This window comes from Pelistega sp. MC2 (assembly GCF_900099475.1).
In the GTDB taxonomy this organism is placed as follows: Bacteria; Pseudomonadota; Gammaproteobacteria; order Burkholderiales; family Burkholderiaceae_B; genus Taylorella; species Taylorella indica.
Genome location: NZ_LT628274.1, coordinates 541,307 through 563,222 on the forward strand (window position 1 = coordinate 541,307; position 21,916 = coordinate 563,222).

The 21,916-nt window shown below is 37.4% G+C and carries 17 protein-coding genes and 1 pseudogene; 5 read left to right on the top strand and 13 right to left on the bottom strand.

Annotated elements, in window-relative coordinates; genetic code table 11:
- Positions 1-283 precede the first annotated feature (283 nt).
- The 3 genes from hemW to rph all read right to left on the bottom strand — a co-directional run bounded on the left by hemW (position 284) and on the right by rph (position 2,926).
- Positions 284-1,459: a radical SAM family heme chaperone HemW gene (gene hemW, locus BQ4443_RS04315; protein WP_083331852.1), complete on the bottom strand. Its 1,176-nt coding sequence runs from the start codon at positions 1,457-1,459 to the stop codon at positions 284-286.
- A 106-nt stretch (positions 1,460-1,565) separates the two neighbouring features.
- A complete protein-coding gene (gene rdgB, locus BQ4443_RS04320; protein WP_071058175.1) occupies positions 1,566-2,165 on the bottom strand; it encodes an RdgB/HAM1 family non-canonical purine NTP pyrophosphatase in 600 nt (199 codons plus the stop codon).
- A gap of 17 nt (positions 2,166-2,182) precedes the next feature.
- A complete protein-coding gene (gene rph, locus BQ4443_RS04325) occupies positions 2,183-2,926 on the bottom strand; it encodes a ribonuclease PH (protein WP_071058176.1) in 744 nt (247 codons plus the stop codon).
- Between the two features lie 78 nt (positions 2,927-3,004).
- Here rph and BQ4443_RS04330 point away from each other — a divergent pair, with 78 nt between their 5' ends.
- Positions 3,005-3,952 carry a YicC/YloC family endoribonuclease gene (locus BQ4443_RS04330; RefSeq protein ID WP_071058177.1) on the top strand — a complete coding sequence of 316 codons (948 nt, stop codon included), beginning with the start codon at positions 3,005-3,007 and terminating at the stop codon, positions 3,950-3,952.
- A gap of 153 nt (positions 3,953-4,105) precedes the next feature.
- Positions 4,106-5,140: pseudogene (locus tag BQ4443_RS04335) on the top strand (IS481 family transposase).
- Between the two features lie 124 nt (positions 5,141-5,264).
- Here BQ4443_RS04335 and BQ4443_RS04340 read toward each other — a convergent pair.
- The 4 genes from BQ4443_RS04340 to BQ4443_RS04355 form a co-directional block, all read right to left on the bottom strand.
- The gene (locus BQ4443_RS04340) at positions 5,265-5,963 is read right to left on the bottom strand and encodes a DUF294 nucleotidyltransferase-like/CBS domain-containing protein (RefSeq protein WP_071058178.1); all 699 of its coding nucleotides are present in this window, start codon (positions 5,961-5,963) and stop codon (positions 5,265-5,267) included.
- Between the two features lie 87 nt (positions 5,964-6,050).
- On the bottom strand, positions 6,051-7,649 hold the full coding sequence (locus tag BQ4443_RS04345) for a Fic family protein (protein ID WP_218118020.1): 1,599 nt from the start codon (positions 7,647-7,649) through the stop codon (positions 6,051-6,053).
- A 207-nt stretch (positions 7,650-7,856) separates the two neighbouring features.
- Positions 7,857-8,708: an undecaprenyl-diphosphate phosphatase gene (locus BQ4443_RS04350; RefSeq protein ID WP_023950613.1), complete on the bottom strand. Its 852-nt coding sequence runs from the start codon at positions 8,706-8,708 to the stop codon at positions 7,857-7,859.
- Positions 8,709-8,720: 12 nt separating this feature from the next.
- A complete protein-coding gene (locus tag BQ4443_RS04355) occupies positions 8,721-9,497 on the bottom strand; it encodes an inositol monophosphatase family protein (RefSeq protein WP_071058180.1) in 777 nt (258 codons plus the stop codon).
- Between the two features lie 173 nt (positions 9,498-9,670).
- Here BQ4443_RS04355 and BQ4443_RS04360 point away from each other — a divergent pair, with 173 nt between their 5' ends.
- A complete protein-coding gene (locus BQ4443_RS04360; RefSeq protein WP_143000554.1) occupies positions 9,671-10,456 on the top strand; it encodes an RNA methyltransferase in 786 nt (261 codons plus the stop codon).
- A gap of 185 nt (positions 10,457-10,641) precedes the next feature.
- Here the strand turns inward: BQ4443_RS04360 and BQ4443_RS04365 are convergent, their stop codons facing one another.
- Complete coding sequence (locus tag BQ4443_RS04365; RefSeq protein ID WP_023950609.1) at positions 10,642-11,472, bottom strand: mechanosensitive ion channel family protein; 831 nt, start codon at positions 11,470-11,472, stop codon at positions 10,642-10,644.
- 170 nt (positions 11,473-11,642) lie between these two features.
- Here BQ4443_RS04365 and mutS point away from each other — a divergent pair, with 170 nt between their 5' ends.
- Together mutS and BQ4443_RS04375 are read left to right on the top strand one after the other, a co-directional pair.
- Positions 11,643-14,288 (top strand): DNA mismatch repair protein MutS, encoded by a 2,646-nt coding sequence (gene mutS, locus BQ4443_RS04370; protein WP_071058181.1) that lies wholly within the window; start codon positions 11,643-11,645, stop codon positions 14,286-14,288.
- A gap of 12 nt (positions 14,289-14,300) precedes the next feature.
- On the top strand, positions 14,301-15,476 hold the full coding sequence (locus BQ4443_RS04375) for a JmjC domain-containing protein (RefSeq protein ID WP_371128779.1): 1,176 nt from the start codon (positions 14,301-14,303) through the stop codon (positions 15,474-15,476).
- A 132-nt stretch (positions 15,477-15,608) separates the two neighbouring features.
- Here the strand turns inward: BQ4443_RS04375 and bamC are convergent, their stop codons facing one another.
- The 5 genes from bamC to BQ4443_RS04400 all read right to left on the bottom strand — a co-directional run bounded on the left by bamC (position 15,609) and on the right by BQ4443_RS04400 (position 21,910).
- Entirely contained in the window at positions 15,609-16,727 is a 1,119-nt protein-coding gene (gene bamC, locus BQ4443_RS04380) for an outer membrane protein assembly factor BamC (protein WP_071058183.1), read from the bottom strand.
- A gap of 20 nt (positions 16,728-16,747) precedes the next feature.
- A complete protein-coding gene (dapA, locus tag BQ4443_RS04385; RefSeq protein ID WP_071058184.1) occupies positions 16,748-17,653 on the bottom strand; it encodes a 4-hydroxy-tetrahydrodipicolinate synthase in 906 nt (301 codons plus the stop codon).
- A 125-nt stretch (positions 17,654-17,778) separates the two neighbouring features.
- The gene (locus BQ4443_RS04390) at positions 17,779-18,411 is read right to left on the bottom strand and encodes an L-threonylcarbamoyladenylate synthase (protein WP_023950601.1); all 633 of its coding nucleotides are present in this window, start codon (positions 18,409-18,411) and stop codon (positions 17,779-17,781) included.
- 83 nt (positions 18,412-18,494) lie between these two features.
- Positions 18,495-19,172, bottom strand: a complete 678-nt coding sequence (locus BQ4443_RS04395) for a response regulator (protein WP_023950599.1) — start codon at positions 19,170-19,172, stop codon at positions 18,495-18,497.
- 77 nt (positions 19,173-19,249) lie between these two features.
- Positions 19,250-21,910 carry a DUF4118 domain-containing protein gene (locus BQ4443_RS04400; protein WP_071058185.1) on the bottom strand — a complete coding sequence of 887 codons (2,661 nt, stop codon included), beginning with the start codon at positions 21,908-21,910 and terminating at the stop codon, positions 19,250-19,252.
- Positions 21,911-21,916: the final 6 nt, after the last annotated feature.

A 21,916-nucleotide genomic window follows, 5' to 3' on the forward strand; every position in this document is an offset into this window, starting at 1 on the left:
TTCACTAACGTTCAAACTTATCACTTTAGCTAAAGCAATTTCCGTGCCAACTTTTTTACCGTCAGCGCACTGTTTATTTTTTCATTATTGCATTATTTTGGTGCGTTATCAATTTAATAATGTATTATTTTGGTGCATTATGGTTCATTTTGGAACGAATTATTTTTTATAGGCACTACTTTTTATTGTAGTGCACCTTTTAAGATTACAAAGAGGGCTAAATTAAGACAAAAAAACATACTAAGAGCATTACAACTAACTAGTTAATAATGATTATCTTAATTCAATCCATCAAGAACATCTCTTGTAAATCATTCAAATAACGCCAGCCTAGTGCACTGGCTTTTAATCTTGTGGGATCACTATCCAGCAACCCCTTAGAGACCGCTTCGTTTATTTTTGCTGTCATCAGACTCAACGGAACACCACAGCGATCAGAAAAATAATGGGTTGGAACCCCTTGCTTTAATCGCAGTACATTAAGCATAAACTCAAAAGGAATATCTTCCACTGTTAATAATCGACTCTCGGCAAGCTGTTCACTTGTTTTTACTTTTTGCATCCAACTATCTGGATTCTTAACACGTGCTGTTCGTAGAATTTGATTATGCGATGAAATTTTGCCATGTGCCCCAGGCCCTACACCAATATAATCCCCAAATTCCCAGTAATTTAGATTATGTTGACAGTAGGCATTCTTTTTGGCATAAGCAGAAACCTCATATTGCTCGAAACCATGTTGTTGCGTTAAATCAATCAGCATATCTTGCATATCCCCTGCTAAATCATCATCGGGAATACCTTCAGGAGGATATTTGGCAAATACTGTATTAGGCTCTAGGGTAAGGTTATATAAAGATAAGTGTTCTGTTCCAAACGATAGCGCTGTTTGTACATCTTGATGGCAATCTTCCAATGTTTGAAATGGTAAGGCATACATTAAATCTAAATTAATACGCTGAAATGATTGCTGTGCAATCTCAATCGCCTTTTTCGCCTGATAACTATCATGTATACGCCCTAATCGTTTAAGCATCTCATCATTAAAACTCTGAACACCTAACGATAATCTAGTCACGCCTGATGCTGCAAAAGCTTTAAACCGTTCTACCTCGACTGTTCCTGGATTAGCTTCCATCGTAATTTCTGTATAGGGCGCTAAATTGAACAAATTTCTTAATACGGTTAATAAATCATCAAGCGCTTTAGCAGATAACAAGCTTGGCGTTCCACCACCAATAAAAATAGAATGAATTTGACGTCCCCAGACACTTGGTAATACAGAGATCAAATCTTGTTCAAGTGCTTGTAAATATTCTTTTTCTGGTATCTCACCTGAAATAGCGTGTGAATTAAAATCACAATAAGGACACTTTTTAACACACCAAGGAACATGAATATAAATAGACAAAGGCGGCAATGGTTGAGTAAAACTAACTCCTTTGTTTAACGTTGTCATTAGAGACGTTAGTGATGAATGATTAGTGCTATTCTTCGATTTATCTCTAGCTACCTCAATCGGTATCGTCACTCTTTGATTCGATGATCCTGAACTACTTGGCTTATCACGCATTTTTTAACTCAGCTAATAATTTTCTCAATGCTTGCCCACGGTGACTAATACTATTTTTCTCACTTGGTGTTAGCTCTGCAGCAGTCTTACCTAACTCTGGTAGGTAAAAATAAGGATCGTAACCAAATCCATTGTCACCTTTTGCTTGTAAAGCAATACAACCATGCCAAAAAGCTTGAGCAACGATTGGACATGGATCCTGTTCATTGCGAACATATACCAAACAAGCGACATAAAAAGCGGAGCGATCACTTACGTTTTCTAAGGCTTTCAATAGATAAGCATTATTTAAAGCATCGGATTTTTCTATCGCCCCTAAACTTAATGCATAACGAGCAGATAAAACACCGGGAGCACCATTCAAACTAGGTACAACCAAACCGGAATCATCTGCAATCGCAGGTAACCCCGTATGTTTACTCGCAAAGCGAGCCTTAACTAACGCATTTTCTAAAAAGGTAAAATATGGCTCTTCACATTCACCTACACCTAACGCTCCCTGATTAATTAACTCAATCCCTAGAGGAGCAAATAGTTGTTGAAATTCTGCTAATTTTCCTTTGTTATTTGATGCCAAGACAATTTTAGACATGCCACTTTAACCTTAAACTATTTAGTATTACTTTTTAATGTTTGTTCTTGAATAGTAACCAAGGTAGTAATACCCTGTTCAGCCAAATCTAACAACTCATTTAATTCTTTACGGGAAAATGTTTCTCCCTCTGCCGTTCCTTGAACTTCCACAAAACTCCCAGCCCCAGTCATTACAATATTCATATCAGCATCACAGCCTGAGTCTTCAGAATAATCCAAATCCAGCACAGGCTGACCATTTACCATGCCTACAGAAATAGCCGCCACCTTATCTTTCAAAGGATTCTCAGTGATATCACCTTTTGCCAACAAATGCTCAATTGCATCAGCCATCGCAATCCATGCCCCCGTAATACTGGCACAACGAGTTCCCCCATCCGCTTGAATAACATCACAATCCAAATGAATAGTACGTTCACCTAATTTTGTCATATCTACTACGGCACGAAGACTACGTCCTATTAAACGCTGAATTTCTTGTGTGCGTCCTGTTTGCTTTCCCTTAGCCGCTTCGCGGTCAGCGCGAGAATGCGTAGCCCTTGGCAACATACCATATTCAGCAGTAACCCACCCCTGCTCTTTTCCCTTTAAAAAAGGAGGCACTTTATCTAGCACACTGGCATTACAAAGAACATGAGTATTACCCATTTGTATTAACACTGATCCTTCAGCATAAGGAGTGTAAGAACGGGTGATTTTAATTTGACGAAGCTCATTATGCTGCCTACCATTTGGGCGAGTCTGTGTATTCATATTCATTCTCTAAAATCCAATGTAAAATATAGAGTAAATTGTAATCCATATTGCCAACCGGCAAAACCAAGTAGAGAATTTTCCATGATTTATAGCATGACCGCTTTTGCAAGCCAACATAGCGAACACGCCTTAGGACAATTAATTGTTGAGCTCAAAAGCGTTAATAACCGTTTCCTTGACTTACACCTACGTATTCCAGAAGAACTCCGAGCTTCCGAAAGTGCACTACGCGAACTACTCAGTAACCGATTAAACAGAGGAAAAATTGAACTTCGGATTACCCTACAAAAGCATAAAAATTTAGACGATATGCAATTGGATAATGAAGTAGTAGCACTTTGTTTACAACAACTCAATCAAGCGAGACAAATTATTCCTGATACTGGCGCTCCTTCTCTTAGTGAATTAATTACCCTTAGCCAAAACAAACAACTTAGTCAAGATGATGATACATTTGAACAATGGCATCAGCTATTGATAAAGACAACTGATGACGCTTTAGATAACTTTATCCTTAACCGAGCAAGAGAAGGAAAACGCTTAGCTGAAACAATGCTTGGTTACACACAACAAATTCAACAAATATTAGGAAAAATTAGAGAAAAATTGCCACAAATTCATACTGATTATCGCGAAAAATTAACTCGAAAATTACGCGAAAATCTTGAGGCAGTAGCTCCTAACGGCTTCGAACATATCAAAGGCGAAGAGCTAAGTGCTCGCATTGCGGCCGAATCCTCTCTATTTAGTTTACGCATTGATGTAGCTGAGGAACTTGATCGACTAGAATCACATCAAACTGAGCTAGCTACATTACTCCAGCAAGAATCAGACATCACTCAAGGCAACATACCTAAAACTAAAAACAAACAAAGTCTTGGCAAACGCTTAGATTTTCTTTTCCAAGAAATGAATCGTGAAATTAATACCCTAGGCTCTAAATCCACTGCGCTTGAAATCACACAAGCTATCATTGAATTAAAATTGTTAGTTGAGCAATTAAGAGAACAAGCACAGAATATAGAGTAAAACAAAAATCACCCTATAAAATTTGATAGGGTGATTTTCATTAAACCTAAGTTGTAGAAGTTCAGACCAAATCTGACAAATGAGTTGCAAAAAAGAGAGTTTCCCGTTTGAATAAGAGGTGCGAATCTTTTAAACAAACAAAAGGAAACTCTCATGTTACATACTACCAATAATGTGATTAAACATAAAGCAGGACTGCTTAATTTAGCAGAGCAATTAAAAAATGTGTCGCAAGCATGCAAAATTATGGGCGTATCGAGGGATACATTTTATCGCTATAAAGAATTGGTTGAAGAAGGCGGTATAGAGGCACTCATTGATCGTAATAGACGGGTGCCTAACCTTAAAAATAGAGTGGACGAAGCCACTGAGTTAGCGGTGATAGAGATGGCGATTCATTATCCTGCCTATGGTCAACTAAGAATTAGCAATGAGTTGCGTAAACAGGGAATATTTGTATCACCTAGTGGTGTTCGTTCCGTTTGGTTGCGGCACAACTTGGAGAACTTTACCAAACGTCTAAACGCCTTAGAGGCGAAAGTACAGCAAGAAGGAATTATTCTGAATGAGCAACAAATACAAGCTCTTGAACGCAAGAAAGATGAAGAGTAAGCCATGGGTGAGATTGAAACCGCGCATCCTGGCTATTTGGGTTCACAAGATACCTTTTATGTGGGGCATTTAAAAGGGGTAGGACGTATTTATCAGCAAACATATGTCGATACTTACAGTAAAGTAGCGCATTGTAAGCTATACACCTCTAAAACCCCTATTACTTCTGCAGACTTACTTAATGATCGTGTATTACCTTTTTATGCAGAGCATGATTTACCTGTATTACGCATTCTGACAGATAGAGGAACAGAGTTCTGCGGTAAGGTAGAGCATCATGATTATGAGCTTTATCTAGTTATTAATGAAATTGAGCATACAAAGACTAAGGCTCGATCACCTCAAACCAATGGTATTTGCGAGCGCTTCCATAAGACCATTTTGCAGGAGTTTTATCAAGTAACGTTCCGCAAAAAACTCTATGCTGATTTAGATAGTTTGCAAAAAGACCTAGACGAATGGCTTGATTTCTATAATAATGAACGAACTCATCAAGGAAAGATGTGCTGTGGGCGAACACCCATAGAAACATTGATTGATGGTAAACAGATTTGGAACAGCAAAAAGCTGAGCTAAATCTAATCTGACAGACACCGCTTGTCAAACGGGGAACTGTCAGATGAAGTCTGAACTTCTACAAATAATAAAAAAGTAATTCTGGAATTAGCTATACCTTTTTAAATTTTTCACTCTTTATACCTCACCCTTCCCCCACTATCGCCCTACTTACATCCCAAAATGAAATCAGCCCCATTGGTTGGCTAGATGCTTGTCCGTCCTGTGTCACAATAATCGCCTGAATTCTTTTTTGTTGATCAGCAAATAATGAGGCTACTTCATAAATATTTTTCTGTGCAGCGATATAAGCTGTTTCTTGTTTTTTCTCCAGACTTACCACTTGTGTTAATTTGATATTTTTGAGATTAACTGTTCCATCATGAATATTTCTTTCAACCCATCTCGAAATTGTTTTACGGGTCAATAATCCATACTGACCATCGTCTTTTTGAATAATAATTTGTGAATAATCTCGCTCTTTGATATATTGCAAAACATCAATCAATAAGGTATTCAAACCATATACTTTTAAATCTTTACTAGCGATATCAATAGCTTTGGGTGCAGAAATAATTTGTTGTGTAATGGATTTAAATTTATCCACAATTGAAGCATCTGGCGTAAGTACTATTCGCTTTGGATAATATTCATCATGCACAATTAAATTACGAATATTTGCCATGTACTTTAAAAAGCTTTCATGTCTTGCAATAAATATCTGCCGTGATTTAACCTTATCAATCAATGTATAAAAGGGGTAATGACCATCTCCTTCTACTAGTTGATTAAGGTAACTTTCTAATCGATTAAATGTTTGTAAAAATTCTTGAGCGATATCCATGTATTAGTTCCAATCATTCACCATTTTGATAATAATGAATTGAATATAGTTTCTTTTCTTAAAAAATAATTATTGTCAGTATTCCTCTTACCTATCCTGTATTAACTGCTTACCTATTGGCGTTAAACGATATTTTTGGTAACGGCTGTTAGGTTTATCTGGTATAGTCATTTCTAACAAATTTAATTGGATAGTAGGCTGTAGATAGTTTTTTCGAAAGTGTTTAGAATCTTTCAAATCAAGTAACTCCATCATGTCTTGCCTTGTCACTTCCCCATCAATTCTTTGTAACAAAGCAAGCACTTGTGAAGTCACTTGGGGGGTATCTTGGGGGGTATCTTGGGGGGTATCTTGGGGGGTATCTTGGGGGGTATCTTGAATACTCCTCTCATCATTATCCAAAAAATCAGCATGAATTGGTAAATGAATTAGAAAATAGCTACGTTCATCATCAGTTTCAAAAATAGGTTCCGGAGAACCATTTTCCATCATTACTCGTAAAATTTTCGGAATACCTGTCGACCGACCTTCTGTTAAATCCAATTCTTTCAAAAACTCACCTATCCGACGGTTTCGATATCGGCGACTCACTGCTTTACCTAGTTGTAGTTTATCTAAGCTAATAGACCTATCAGGACCAGGGTAACTCAAAATACTTATTCCTGTCCGTTCTATTCTTACTTCTATCGGTTCACGAATTTCATAGGAACGATGATAAACGGCATTTACCAATGCCTCTTCGATCGCCTCAAATGGGAAGTTGAAAAATCGTTTAGATTCTGCCTGATCTGGTAATTTATGAATTCTTTCTTTCAGATATAGATTTTTGATAAATATTAAAGCATCCTGAACAATACGTCCAACAGGACCTTTAAATACTTTTTCATCAATCTGATTGCCACCAGTACCATCAGGAAAATACACCACTTCGATTTGACTATAGGGAAAAAAGCGTTCTGGCGTACTATTAAAAAACATCAGACCTACATTTTTAGGAAACAATGTTTCAGCTGTACCACCAATGATATTCATCCGTTGTCCTAATTCTATTACTGATAAAGATTTCGCTTCTTTAGCTAAATCACTTTTTATTTCTGTTAAAAACTCACGAATTAAGTGTGGCTCTAAATCATCAAGACTAGAGGCAATCTGCAATCTATCATCAAATGGAACTGAATTGGCAAGACTGATTAATTCTTGCTCATCAGCTCCAGTAGCTACCACTGTACTTGTATGCTTACGAATATAGTAAGCCCAACCTTTATTTTCTTTACCCAAGCTTTTTTTTGCTTTATATGGACGAACTTCACCACCTACAACCCAAAGTACCAGAATTAGTTTACCTTGAATATTATAAGTAGCTGTTAATGTATTGAAACTCGGCTGAATTGCATTTTTTTCTAAACTCACCAATTCTTTTTGAATAACATCAATCTGTTCGGACCGCAATCCAACTGGTGGAATTTGAGGAATACCATCTTTTTCTTTTACCCCAATTACAATATACCCACCACCTAAATTATAAAAATCATTAGCAAAAGCACAAATTGTATGTAAAATACTTTCAGGATTCCAACCCTCTTTATACTCAATACGCTCACTTTCAATACTATGGTTAGCTAATAAATCATTAATATTAATGGGTAATTGATGCATACAAGTTCCTGTTAATTTTCCATCAATCATACATAGTTCTCAGTATTGATGGGATAGCCGTAGCAACTAGATATTACTCTATTGATAAAGTAATAGTTAATATATCATTTCTTAGATAAATTCGTTTAAATAGAGATAGATATAAATATCCATACCAGTTCATATTGCAGACTAAAAAAAACCTCTTGCCACTACAAGAGGTTTAATCTTTAAATTTATACTTATATCAGTTCAAATTTAAACCAGATTATAAGCCCATATCCCGACAATCAAACCAAAAATAATTCGATACCAGCCAAATGGTTTATATGAATACTTTGCCACAAAGCTTAATAACGCTTTTACCACTAGTAAGGCACTCAAGAATGCCATTACAAAACCAATCACAACGGCTAATAAATTACTCTCAGATAAATAAGAGCCATATTTGTAAAGACTCAATACCGTTGCAGCAATCATTGTCGGCATAGCTAAGAAGAAAGAAAATTCCGTCGCTGTTTTACGGTGAATACCTGCTAACATGCCAGCAATAATTGTTGATCCTGAACGTGATGTCCCCGGTATCATCGCTAAACATTGTGCAAAACCAACAACAAGTGCCTGCTTCACAGAAATATCCTCAATACGCTGTGTTTTATGACTTAAATCATCATCTGTTAGATGGGTATGTTTCGCCATTTCAGGGCGACTTTCTACCCATAACATAATGAGACCACCCACTACCAATGTAATGGCATAAACCATAAACTGACCATCTAGTAATTGCTTGATATATTTAATCAGTAAAAGACCTATAATTGCTGCAGGTAAAAAAGCCAATAATAAATTACGGACAAAAAACAAATCACTACGGTTACGTTTAATCGTCCCTACACAGACGTCACTAATTTTTTGGCGATAAATCCACATTACCGCTAAAATCGACCCCAATTGGATTACTATTTCATAGACCTTATCTTGACCTGCATCAAAGCCTATCCAGTCACCAACAATCAATAAATGAGCTGTACTTGAAATTGGTAAAAACTCAGTAACACCCTCTACAATACCTAAAAAAGCGGCTTTTAGTAAAAATAAAAAATCAAGCATTTTTATATCCAATTAACCGTTAATGGCACTCACTAGATGGGGGAATAATTTGGGGGAGCCTGCAAGAACATTGCCTGTTCTCATCCAACCTTGCTCACCGTCAAAGTCACCAATTAATCCACCTGCTTCTAATACGAGTAGACTACCGGCAGCGACATCCCACGCTTGAAGATTGGCACCACAATAGCCGTCTAGACGACCACTTGCCACATAAGCTAATTCTAATACTGTTGAGCCTAAGCGACGATAAGCATTACTTTTTTCAATTAAGTGATAAAAACGTGCTTTATCCTCGTCTGAAGAATTATAAGGTAAGCGCCCAGCAATTAATGCATCCTCTAATCGCGTACGATGACTAACACGGATACGACGATCATTTAAAAAAGCCCCTACACCACGAGAAGCTGTGAAAATCTCATTACGGTTAGGATCATAGACTAAACCATGCATAATCTTGCCTCGTTCGGCAACAGCAATAGAAATAGCATAGTCAGGAAGACCATGGATAAAGTTCTTAGTACCATCTAATGGATCAATAATCCATTGGAACTCAGGCTCACTCTTAGTACCCTTGGTAAGACCTGTTTCTTCACCTAGAATTGAATGTTCTGGATAGGCTTCGTGAATAATTTCGATGATGGCATTCTCTGATGCTCGATCAATATCTGTGACAAAGTCATGAGCCCCTTTGCGTGCCACTTGTACTTTTTCTAATTCAAGACTAGCACGATTAATAATATTACCCGCACGACGGGCAGCCTTGGTGGCAATCGTTAGAAACTGATGCATTTTTTACTATGTTAAAGAGATTAAAGATAGTGCCAATAATACTGAGTCAAGGAATCAATCGTGAATCGAAGAGTCAAAGAATTATGGCTAAATAAGATAAACCATTATTTTAAAGGAGTATGTTCTTATATACTAGTGAAATTAATATTTTTTACTTATTTTTAAGGGTTATTATGCAAGACTATTTTAATCGTACTCGTTTTATTATGGTGGGAACTAGTCATCCAGGTAATGTTGGATCTGCTGCCCGTGCTATTAAAACGATGGGATTTAAAGAACTTGTGTTAGCAGCACCTCAATATCCAGATTTGCATAAACATCCTGATGCTATTGCCCTTGCTAGTGGTGCTGTCGATATTTTAGACACAGCCATTATTTGTAACACCTTAGAGCAAGCTTTAGCTCCTATTACTCTTGCTTTTGGCCTAACCGCACGTTCACGTGATATGGGACCGCCCGTTGTTGATATTCGACAAGCCGCCATTGAAAGTACCCACCACCTTAGTGACAATAGCAATACTCAAATTGCGATTATTCTAGGACCAGAAAGGATTGGGTTAGATAATCAACAGATAAGTCTTTGTCATCGTATCTGTCATATCCCCGCTAATCCAGCCTATAATTCTCTCAATGTTGCCCAGGCATTGCAATTAGCCGCATGGGAATTACGCTATGCTTATTCAAGCCAAGTAAAAGAGTCTACCACTCATGACCATCATCCACTTCTCGCCTCCCATGCGAAAGTAGAAGCATTAATTCAACATTGGCAAGAAGCTCTCGAACATATTGGTTTTCTCAATCCTGCTCATCCCAAAAAGCTGATGCCTCGTATGCGTCACTGGTTCAATCGTAGCCAACTGACTCAAGAAGAGACCGATATGATGCGCGGGGTATGCACACAAATTTTAAAACTACCTTCACCCTTTTCTAATCATCAAGAAAGCGATAACAATAAATAGCTCTATACACAATTAAATCTAGTTAGTTCACTAGTAAATTTTTTCAATCTAAAATATTTTTTTGTTGCATAAGCTAAAACCTATTATCACCCCTAAAAAACAACTTAGCAAAAAGCTAAAATACCCTTTAGATGAAACACCTAAAGGGTATTAAGCCTTAATAATAAATAAAATACACAAATTAATTACACTGTAGCATCCACCGTATTTTTACTAATTCTAGCTGGTACGGGTAATTGGAAATGCTGTTCTTCAAGTGCGATTCGTACTTTTTTCATTAACGCTGCATTTACTGTCCAATATACATTAGCCGGCGTCCATAAACGTATAGTAATAACGACGACTGATTCACGATACTCGCTAACATAAATATCTGGTATAGGTTCATCTAGAATAAAATCTTGTTTATCTACTACCTCTTGTAATACTTGAATAGCTTTATTTAAATCATCACCATAACTCACCGTGACCAATATATCCATACGACGATTTTTATTCCGACTATAATTTGTGATAGTACTCCCCCATACAACACTATTAGGGATAGTCACTTGAATACCGTCATACTTGATAATTCGGGTCAAAAATAGACTAATTTCAGATACTACGCCTGAAACATTCGCACTAATAATATCTACACTCTCACCTGTTCTAATGGGTCTTAGCATAATTAACATAATACCTGCCGCAATATTTTGTAGAGTTCCTTGGAGAGCTAAACCAATCGCTAAACCTGCTGCACCTAAAGCCGCTATAAAAGAAGTTGTTTTAATGCCAAACTGAGTGAGTACACCCATAACAACAATAATGCGGATTGTCCAGAGAACAATGGCTTGTATCATAGGAACTGCCGTGTTATCAATAACACTGGACTTCATCGCCATTCGACGGATACCCCTAGCTACCCATTTAGAGATAAACCAACCAATGATAAAAATAATTATTGCTGAAAAGAAATTAAGCACAAAGTCTTCTACTAAAGGAGAATATCTCTCCCACATTTTCACCCAATCCATCAAGATAACCTTTTAAATTTTATGATTCCTATTATTGTAGTTTGTTTTTCTTTTTTTACTATTTCTAATCAATTCTAGTCCACATGAAATAATACTATTCATTACTGTTTTAACTATTGTGCATGTTAAAATTACCACAATGATTAATAGCAAAAACACGATATAACAGCATGTCTGATCAAACTACAGAACAAAATCCTTTTTCAGGGCATACCCCTATGATGCAACAATACTTACGCCTTAAAGCTGAGGTTGGCAACGTATTGTTATTCTATCGTATGGGTGACTTTTATGAAATGTTCTATGATGATGCGATTGATACAGCACGTTTGCTCAATCTAACATTAACCAAACGTGGACAATCTAATGGAGAGCCTATTCCTATGGCAGGTGTACCGGCTCATGCCATGGAACAATATTTAGCCCGTTTAGTCGCTATGGGGAAATCTGTTGCTATTGGTGAGCAAATAGGTGACCCAGCAACAAGCAAAGGACCTGTAGAGCGTAAAATTGTTCGTATTGTGACTCCAGGTACATTAACGGATGAAAATCTTCTTCCCTCTCGTTCCGACAAAACACTTCTCTCTGTATTTAAGCCACATAAAGGTAAACAACCTAAATTTGGTCTTGCATGGTTAAATCTAGCCAGTGGTGAATTTAAAATTTGCGAAACAGATGATGAAAATATTGAATCTGAAATCTTTAGAATTGCTCCTGCTGAAATTATCACGGCTGATTCTTTCAAATTTGAAACAACCTACTCAGCCGCAATGAGCAAAACAGCTGATTGGCATTTTGACTTAAAAGAAGCTACTCATCAGCTCACTCAATTTTTTCAGATTTCCTCATTAAGCTCTTTTGGAATTGAAGAGTTTACTAGTGCAATTTGTGCTGCTGGTGCATTATTACGTTATGTACAACGTACACAAAACCAATCACTCAGCCATATCCATAGTATTACTCAAGAACATAGCTCAGACTATATAATTCTTGATCCTGTTAGTCGCAAAAATCTTGAGCTCACAGAGACATTAAGCGGTGAAACTTCGCCTACGCTTTTTTCTCTATTGGATCATTGCCAAACTCCTATGGGTAGTCGTTTGCTTCGACATTGGTTACATCACCCTTTGAGAGACAACTTACGTGTTGAAGAAAGATTAAATTTTATTGAACACTTTTTAAGCCCTCGTACCTTAGAATTGCATCCTGACCAAGTATTGCAAACCATACGAGATAAATTAGCTATTTTTCCCGATATTGAGCGTATTAGTACACGTATTGCATTACTTTCTGTCAGACCTCGTGAATTAGCAAGCCTACGCGAAGCGCTTGCTAGCTTACCTGAATTAGCTGAGTTTCTAGTTCACTATATAAACTTAGACACAGAGACTGAATTAATTAACCCTTTATTGACACCAGCCCCTCTATATCCATTACTAGCTAAAAGCTTAGAACAAGAGCCTTCAGTGATGGTACGCGATGGTGGTGTGATTGCCAACGGGTTTGATATGGAGTTAGATGAGCTCAGACTATTAGCGAGTGATAGCGGCGCATTTCTCCTTGAATTAGAAGCACGTGAAAAAGAAAGTACAGGCATTCCCAATCTCCGTGTAGAATACAATCGCGTACATGGCTTTTTTATTGAGGTCACCAAATCGCACATAGATAAAGTCCCTGAACATTATCGTCGTAGACAAACACTTAAGAATGCTGAACGCTATATCACACCAGAATTAAAGTCATGGGAGGATAAAGTTCTTTCCGCAAAAGATCGCGCCTTAAGTAGAGAAAAATTTTTATTTGATCAATTATTACAATCCCTTCAACAATGGGTAACACCATTACAACAATTAGCTAAAACGCTAGCCTTAATTGATGTATATACAAGCTTAGCTCACCACGCTCGTGAATATGAATGGGTGCGCCCTGCTCTCACTGATCATCCTACTATTCATATTGAAAGTGGTCGTCACCCTGTCGTAGAACGTACTATAGAGCGCTTTACACCTAATGATTGCCATATGGATCCGCAGACCCGAATGTTATTAATTACGGGACCAAACATGGGGGGTAAATCAACCTATATGCGTCAAGTAGCGCTGATTGCTTTATTAGCCAGAATGGGAAGTTTTGTCCCTGCCACCTCAGCCTCCATAGGGACTATTGATCGTATTTTTACCCGTATTGGTGCAGCTGATGACCTAGCTGGTGGGCGATCTACCTTTATGATGGAAATGATTGAAGCTTCTGCTATTTTAGCTAATAGTACAGCACACAGTCTTGTATTAATGGATGAAATTGGTCGTGGTACATCAACTTACGACGGTCTCTCTTTGGCATGGGCAATTGCATGTCGCTTATTAACCCATAATAAAGCACTTACTTTATTTGCTACGCATTACTTTGAAATCACTCAACTACCTGAGCAACTAGACGGTGTAAAAAACGTTCATCTTGCTGCTACTGAAACGTCTACGGGTATTGCTTTTTTACATGAGGTTCAAGCCGGCCCCGCTAGTCGTAGCTATGGTATTCAAGTCGCACAAAAGGCAGGTCTTCCTGCCGCCGTCATCAAACAAGCTAAAAAAGAACTTGAACGATTAGAGGCTAATACCGCTCATACACCAACACCGCAGCTAGACTTATTTGTTCAAGCCCAAATTCAAGATGAGGAACAAAATGATAATTTCATGGAATTACAAGCACTACACCAATTCATTAATGAGTTAGACCCTGATAATATGAGTCCCCGAGAGGCGCTCAATGCTTTATACAAACTTCGCAATCTTTTTGGAGACGACGAAGGTCGTCAATAAGCTATGACAATGATTAATTTAACGGAAAATACAGATTTATTAGGTGGCAGTAGTCCAGAGAAATTTATGCAAGAATACTGGCAACGCAAACCATTGCTAATACGCCAAGCATTTAAAAATTTCTCTCTTCCGATTAGCATACCCAATTTAAAAAAACTCGCCAAGCAAGAGAATGTCGAGTCTCGTCTAGTATCCAATTTTAATGGTGAATGGAAGCTAAAAAAAGGACCTATTTCACGATTACCGAAGATGAGTGAAAATGACTGGACACTATTAGTTCAAAGTGTTGACTTACATGATGATAATGTGGCTAATCTAGCTCAATTGTTTCGCTTTGTCCCTGATGCACGTTTTGACGATGTGATGATTAGTCTTGCTTCTAAGGGTGGTGGTGTAGGCCCTCATTTTGACACTTATGATGTATTTCTACTTCAAGGTCATGGACAACGTCGCTGGAGAATCAGCCAGCAAAAAGATCAAACGCTTATTCCAAACTTACCTTGCCGTATTCTTGAAAATTTCCAAGTAGAAGAAGAATGGGTACTAGAGCCAGGAGATATGCTCTATTTGCCACCACAATGTGCTCATGACGGTATTGCTGAGACAGAAGACTGTGTGACAATTTCTTTTGGATTCAGAACATTATCGTTTGCTAATATGGTCCGCGGCATTTTTGAAGCCGCTGCCGATCAAGTCAGTGTTAACTCTGGCTTAGGAAGTGGTGTCTATTCCGAACCAGCGATAAAAGGTTTTAAGGTTTCTGGCTACTATCACGACAAGGGTGCTAAAGCGAGCAGTCACCCTGCTGCATTACCTGAAAAAATGATTACAGATGCCCTAAAAGCAGCTGAAAAAATTAAATTCACTGAAGATTTAGCTGTACGTTTTCTTGGCTGTTGGCTAACAGAGCCCAATCAATTAAGTGTATTTGATTTTGCTGAAGAGGAAATAAATATTGAGGACTTACCAGCATCGACCTTAATTAAAACCGATAGAAAAACTCGCATCATTTATCGTGATAAACAATTGTTTATCAATGGGGAAGCTGTCACTATCAAATTAAATAAACTATTAAAACAGTTAGCGGATAATCGTTATATCACGGCTGGTGAAGCTTGTCTATCAGATATGGAAACCTTTGAATTATTACATCGCTGGATTGATGATGGTTGGCTAGTACTGGCTTAATTTGAATAATAATTGGCTAATTAGCTTACTCTAATACAATCTAATTAAAACCCCGTAAGTAAATTCACTTACGGGGTTTTATATTCGATAAGCAGTATTCAATCGGAATAACTTTATACCTAACTCATTAAATTAAAGTTTTTCTCGTAATACGGAAAGGATACGATGTGCCGTTTCAGATTGATCAACAGCTCCTTGTGCATTACGCACGCTAATAACTGACTGAGACCCTTCCCCAGTAACATTAATTGTATATGGAACAGCAATCTTATTACCCTTGTCACCAAACAAGCGCGAAATAATATTTGATGACTTACGTTTTTCGCCTGTATCCGTATCTAGATAACGAACAACATAATCCCCTTTACTTGCATCTGAACTATCAATGGTAAAACCAGAACTTGAAAGTGCTTGACCAACTTGGCGATAAGCGCTTTCTTGATTCGCATTCATCCCTAAAGCAACATTATTTCCTACAAAGTCTGCTTTATAAGCCTTCTGTGCTGCTGTCGAATTAGCTGCTTTCACTGCTTCACGAGCTTTTTCTTTGGGAGCCCCCATAAATGCCATTAAACGAGATAACATAATTGCATTTAACTCTTGTTGCTCTTCTGCTGGTAACCATTTAAATGATGTACCATCTCTATCCATCGATGTTTCTACCATACGCTCATGGCTAATAAAGACCTCTGTTTTGCCATTAACTCTTTCTAGACGCGTAGTAAAGCGCTCTCGTTCACCACTATCAGCCACCATATCAATAATAGACCCTAAAGCACGGCGTAAGAGTCCTCCTGGAATTTTGGCACGGTTCTCTGCCCAATCAGTTTCAACAATCCCTGCAGCTGGATTGTCTCTGTTGATGGTAAAGCCCTCATTCCCCCAGAAAGCAATAACATCTCGGTAGACAACATTGGGATCACGATTAACTTGTAGCCATCGTTTATCACCTTCTCGTAGCACTTGCATCTCACCGTCAGTCGGTAAAACACCACCATTAGCACGTTGTTTTTGAGATTTAGCTAAAGCTTGATTATAAGCTGCTGCTGATGCAGCCCCATCATGTGTTGAATATTGTGGGTTAATCTGTGCAGATGATAAATCTGGCGGCAATGTTAATGGATCACCTCTTACTGTACTTTTATAATCGACTTGTTCTGACTCCATTAAATCATCAATCGTACTACATGCTGATAAAGAAAAACCGACTAATAAAACTGAAGCAATACGTTTCATGGTCATCATACGCATTTATTTATAACCCTTTTTAATTATTGAATCAAACCGGCTTGTTTCAATGCCTGTTCAACTAAAACTCTATTACCTTCTGACATATGAGATAAAGGTAAACGATAACCTAATTGAGATAAACCCATTCGTGCTACAGCATATTTCACTGGAATAGGATTAGCTTCAACAAATAATAAACGATTTAAGGTGGCTAAACGTCCATTTAATTCTCTAACTTTTGCCAAATCTCCTTGAGCTGCTGCTACACATAAATCATGCATCGCTCTTGGTGCAACATTAGCCGTCACCGAAATATTGGCACTACCACCAAGCAAAATTAATGCAGCGGCCGTTGGATCATCACCAGAATATACTTGAAAATGATCTGGCTTATCACGAAGAAGCTCCCCTAGACGAGAAATATCACCACTAGCCTCTTTAATCCCCATAATGCCCGGGATTTGTGCAAGACGAATAATCGTCTCATTAGTCATATTAACCGATGTACGACCAGGAACATTATAAAGAATGATAGGTAACGATGTATTTTCGGCAATCGTTTTAAAATGCAAATACATCCCCTCTTGCGTAGGTTTATTATAGTAAGGAACTACTGATAAACCCGCTTGAGCACCTGCTTTTTCAGCATGTTGTGTTAAATAAATGGCTTCTTTTGTAGAATTACCACCAACACCAGCGATGATTGGAATACTACCATTGGCATGAGTCACAGCGACACGAATAAGTTCACCATGTTCCTCAAAATCAACGGTGGGTGACTCACCAGAAGTACCTACCACTACTAAAGCATCTGAACCCTCTTGCACATGCCAATCAATTAATTTTTTGTAAGCCTCAAAATCGATCTCACCATTTTCTAGCATCGGTGTGATTAACGCAGGAATACTGCCTTTAAACTGAGGATAGTCAAAAGCATTTGCTACCATAACTCTAGTCCTAAAATAATAGCCAAAATATAATTATGTTCTAGTTTAAATGAAAATGACCGTTAGCAATAGCAATAAAATGAAAAAAACAAAAGAAAACAGTCAATTTATTGATTCTTCATGTTTCAATCACTAAAGATACCTAATTTTTCGGGATCACCCATACCTAGACGAAGTACCTCTGGCACCTCACCAGTTAAATCAATCACCGTCGTTGGTTGAGCAGAAACAGCACCCGAAACGATTACACCATCTAACTGCCCTTTATAAAGATCAATAAAATCTTCATGATCGGTAAATGGATGTTCTTCATCTTTAGCAATAAACGTAGTTGATAATAAAGGCTCTCCCACCTCTTCAATCAATGCAAGTAAGACTGCATGCTGTGGTACCCTGATACCAATTGTCTTACGTGAAGGATGAGACACACGACGAGGAACCTCTTTACTTGCTTGAAGAATAAATGTCCACGGCCCCGGAGTCGCCAATTTAAGCAATCGATATTGCTGATTGTCTACTTTAGCAAAATGGGCAATTTCTGCTAAATCTCTACATAACAATGTCAATAAATGCTTATCATCCAGCCCCCTAATATGACGCAATTTTTTCGCTGCATCACTATCATCTAAGCGAGCCACTATTGCATAGCTAGAATCTGTTGGGACAGCTACTACTCCACCCTCTTTAATAATAGTCGCTGCTTGATAAATAAAGCGTTGCTGAGGATTGTCTGGGTGAATATCAAATAAAACAGTCATAGTGTCAAAATCAGTAGAATTTTTGAATTTAAATAAACATAATTACTAAAAACTTCTTTATAGTCTAGAAGTTTTTAACAGTATTACATTCTTAATCGATAACCCACGCCAATCTCAGTCAGTAAATAGTTAGGGCGTGACGGTTCATCCTCTAGTTTTTGACGTAAATTTGACATAAAAATACGTACATAATGCTCTTGTGTTTGATGCCCCTTTCCCCATACTTCATTCAAAATTTGCTGGTAAGTCAGTACTCTTTGAGCATTACGTAATAGTACGATTAACAACTTATATTCAATGGGGGTTAAATGTACAATTTCATTATTCTTAATGACTTGACGACAACTCAAATCAACCTCTATATTGCCTATATTTATGATGGCATTATCATTTTCACCATGTTGATAGCGTCGCAATTGGGCATTAATTCTTGCGATTAATTCACCAATGCTAAATGGTTTAATCAAATAATCATCGGCTCCTTGATTTAAGGCATTGATTTTATCTTGCTCATCTACTCGAGCAGATAAAACGACAATTGGCACATTCGACCAAGTACGTACATCACGGATAATATCCACACCATCACCATCAGGTAGACCTAAATCTAAAACGATTAAATCAGGTCTACGTGATGCCGCCTCAATCAGACCTCGCTGACCATTGAGAGCCATAAATGTTTGATACCCTTCATCTTCAAGAACTTTTAGGATAAATCGAGATATATGCTGTTCATCCTCTATAACTAAAATTTTTTTCATTTAAGTATGTTTCTAATTCTTAATCATTGAAAAATAGTTAACACCTATAGAACGCTATCATAATACGCCTTTCTGCGTTATTCAACAAATAATGGTAATTCAATGGTAAAACAAGCACCATGAGGAACGATATTATGCATTGTTAATGTCCCCTCTAATCGTTTGACTAAATCACGGCTTAATGCCAAACCTAAGCCTAAGCCAGTCACTGTGCTTTCTGTATTTATTCGTGTAAATCTTTCAAAAATTTTTTCTTGCATTTGTAAAGGTACCCCCATCCCCTCATCAATAACATTAATGTGATAATGTGATTTATCAGCAATCATTGCTTCGATATAGATTGGTGAGTGTGGAGGTGAATAATTAATAGCATTATTCAATAAATTATTTAAGATTCTTGCCAGTAGTAATTCATCTGTATAGACAAACTGTAATTCCTCGGGAATCTTTACACTAACATGCCGGTTATCCAGAGCAAACTCTAATTGATGTAACAATCCTCCTATCAACTCCTCTAAACTTATCCATTGCTGATTCACAGTTACCCCCCCTGATTGCAATACAGCATAATCCAAAATATTTACAACTAATCGTTGAATTGCTCTACTTTGTTGTTGAATATCTTTTACTAGCTGATATTGTTGTTGCTGATCTGTGACCTTTAACAAGCTATCCGCTAGCGTTGTTAACACGGTTAGAGGCGTCCGAATATCGTGGGATAACGCTGATAATAAAGTACTCCTAAGCTGTTCAGACTCTGCTTTCACCACAGCCTCTTGGGCGATTTTGGCAAAAAAAATTCGCTCTAAAGCCAAAGCTATTTGGGCTACTGCCACATCCAAAAAACGCTGTTGTTCTGGTGCGTTAAAAGAAGTCAAATCTTTAGGATATAAGGCCAATACTCCCAAAACATTTCCTGATGCAATCAATGGTCTATATTGCATTTTATTTGCCGCTAGTGTATGTGTGCCAACACCCGCTTTTTGCTTATTATCATAAACCCATTGAGCTACAATCCAGTCAAATTCTAAAGAAGCTTGAGTATTATTTGCTATTTTTAAACGTCCTTGATGATTTGGGGTAATTATCAATACATTTTGAGCTAAGTATTGTAATAACCATGCTGTTGCATGACTGGCTATTTGATCGGTTTTACGTGAAGCACTTAACCCTTGCGCTAATTGGCTGATTGATTTAGCTTGTTGTTCTCGATATCTCGCTGAATGTACTTGAAAACGTAAATTTACCGCTAGATTATTAATCAATAATGATACAATAATCAAAACACTAAAAGTTAATAGGTATTGTACATCTCTCACCGAAAAAGAAAATTTTGGTTCAACAAAGAAAAAATCAAAACTTAAAACACTAATAAAAACTGCAAAAATACCTGGTAAACGGCCAAATTTCACTGATACAAATACAATTACCAACAGATATAGCATTAACACATTCGCTAAATCAAGCCAATGAGTAATGGTTGCTAAAGAAATAACAACTATACATCCTAAAAATGCCATTAAATAACCATATAAGTTATCTTTAGACCAATAATTGCTACCATTATTTGAGCTCTCAGATCTAACCTCTTGAGATATAGGCTTATCATTCTCAGCTACTTGATTAACTAAAATTAAATCAAGCTTAGCATCTTGATTGGAAAGTTGATTAACCAATGAAGATCCAAAACTCATAATTTTGGGGCGCTGTTGTCCTATAACAATTCTACTTATATTAAATTGGTGTGCATAACTAACTAGCCCCTCAGCAATAGTATTAGCATTAATAATTTGCGTTGTAGCTCCAAGCTCCTCTGCCATTCTTAAAGCGTCTAATACTTTTTTTTTATTTTTATTTATATAATGGGGAGTTTCAACATAAACCACATGCCATTTTGAATGTAAGCTGCCTGCCAATCTATATGCATGACGTATTAATACCTCATTATTTCCAGTGCTTGTTACTCCAACAAGTAATTGATCAGTTGTATTCCATATAGGCGATATTCGAGCTCTTTTTCGATAATCTCGCATATCTGCATCCACATGTTCCGCTGTTCTTCTTAAGGCCAATTCCCTTAAAGCAATTAAATTCCCTTTACGAAAGAAATTTTTAACCGCTTTTTTTGCTTGATTCGGAAGATAAACTTTTCCACTGTGAAATCTGTTTAATAACTCATTAGCTGACAAGTCTACTAATACAACCTCATTGGCTGAATCAAAAAACCAGTCAGGTACTGTTTCTCTTACCGTGATACCAGTAATTTGATTAACTACATCATTAACACTTTCCAGGTGCTGAACATTAAGAGTAGTATAAACATTGATACCTGCATTAATGAGTTCTTCCACATCTTGCCAGCGTTTTGCATGACGTGAAGTTGGTACATTACTATGTGCCAACTCATCAACTAGTAAAATATCAGGGCGTTGTTCTAAAGCAGCGTCTAAATCAAGCTCCTTAAGATCTTGTCCACGATATTGAATGGTCTTCAGTGGCAATACTGTCAAACCCTCAAGCAAAGCTGCTGTTTCACTACGACCATGAGTTTCAACAACTCCTACTACTACCTTAAGCCCCTTTTCTTGTGCTTGATGAGCAACCATGAGCATATCATATGTTTTACCAACACCAGCTGATGAGCCAAAAAAGATTTTTAGTTTACCTTTTTGGGTTTCAATAAATTCTTGATGTATTTGATCTAGTAATTCATCAGGTGATGGACGACTATCATTCATATCAGC

Bases quoted from the DNA above. Each gene is read 5' to 3' on its own strand.
- rdgB (WP_071058175.1), bottom strand. From the start codon at position 2,165: ATGTCTAAAATTGTCTTGGCATCAAATAACAAAGGAAAATTAGCAGAA.
- hemW (WP_083331852.1), bottom strand. From the start codon at position 1,459: ATGACAACGTTAAACAAAGGAGTTAGTTTTACTCAACCATTGCCGCCT.
- BQ4443_RS04395 (WP_023950599.1), bottom strand. From the start codon at position 19,172: ATGAAAAAAATTTTAGTTATAGAGGATGAACAGCATATATCTCGATTT.
- BQ4443_RS04365 (WP_023950609.1), bottom strand. From the start codon at position 11,472: ATGGATTGGGTGAAAATGTGGGAGAGATATTCTCCTTTAGTAGAAGAC.
- BQ4443_RS04350 (WP_023950613.1), bottom strand. From the start codon at position 8,708: ATGCTTGATTTTTTATTTTTACTAAAAGCCGCTTTTTTAGGTATTGTA.
- rph (WP_071058176.1), bottom strand. From the start codon at position 2,926: ATGAATATGAATACACAGACTCGCCCAAATGGTAGGCAGCATAATGAG.
- BQ4443_RS04340 (WP_071058178.1), bottom strand. From the start codon at position 5,963: ATGGATATCGCTCAAGAATTTTTACAAACATTTAATCGATTAGAAAGT.
- BQ4443_RS04400 (WP_071058185.1), bottom strand. From the start codon at position 21,910: ATGAATGATAGTCGTCCATCACCTGATGAATTACTAGATCAAATACAT.
- BQ4443_RS04355 (WP_071058180.1), bottom strand. From the start codon at position 9,497: ATGCATCAGTTTCTAACGATTGCCACCAAGGCTGCCCGTCGTGCGGGT.
- mutS (WP_071058181.1), top strand. From the start codon at position 11,643: ATGTCTGATCAAACTACAGAACAAAATCCTTTTTCAGGGCATACCCCT.
- dapA (WP_071058184.1), bottom strand. From the start codon at position 17,653: ATGGTAGCAAATGCTTTTGACTATCCTCAGTTTAAAGGCAGTATTCCT.
- BQ4443_RS04360 (WP_143000554.1), top strand. From the start codon at position 9,671: ATGCAAGACTATTTTAATCGTACTCGTTTTATTATGGTGGGAACTAGT.
- bamC (WP_071058183.1), bottom strand. From the start codon at position 16,727: ATGCGTATGATGACCATGAAACGTATTGCTTCAGTTTTATTAGTCGGT.
- BQ4443_RS04345 (WP_218118020.1), bottom strand. From the start codon at position 7,649: ATGATTGATGGAAAATTAACAGGAACTTGTATGCATCAATTACCCATT.
- BQ4443_RS04330 (WP_071058177.1), top strand. From the start codon at position 3,005: ATGATTTATAGCATGACCGCTTTTGCAAGCCAACATAGCGAACACGCC.
- BQ4443_RS04390 (WP_023950601.1), bottom strand. From the start codon at position 18,411: ATGACTGTTTTATTTGATATTCACCCAGACAATCCTCAGCAACGCTTT.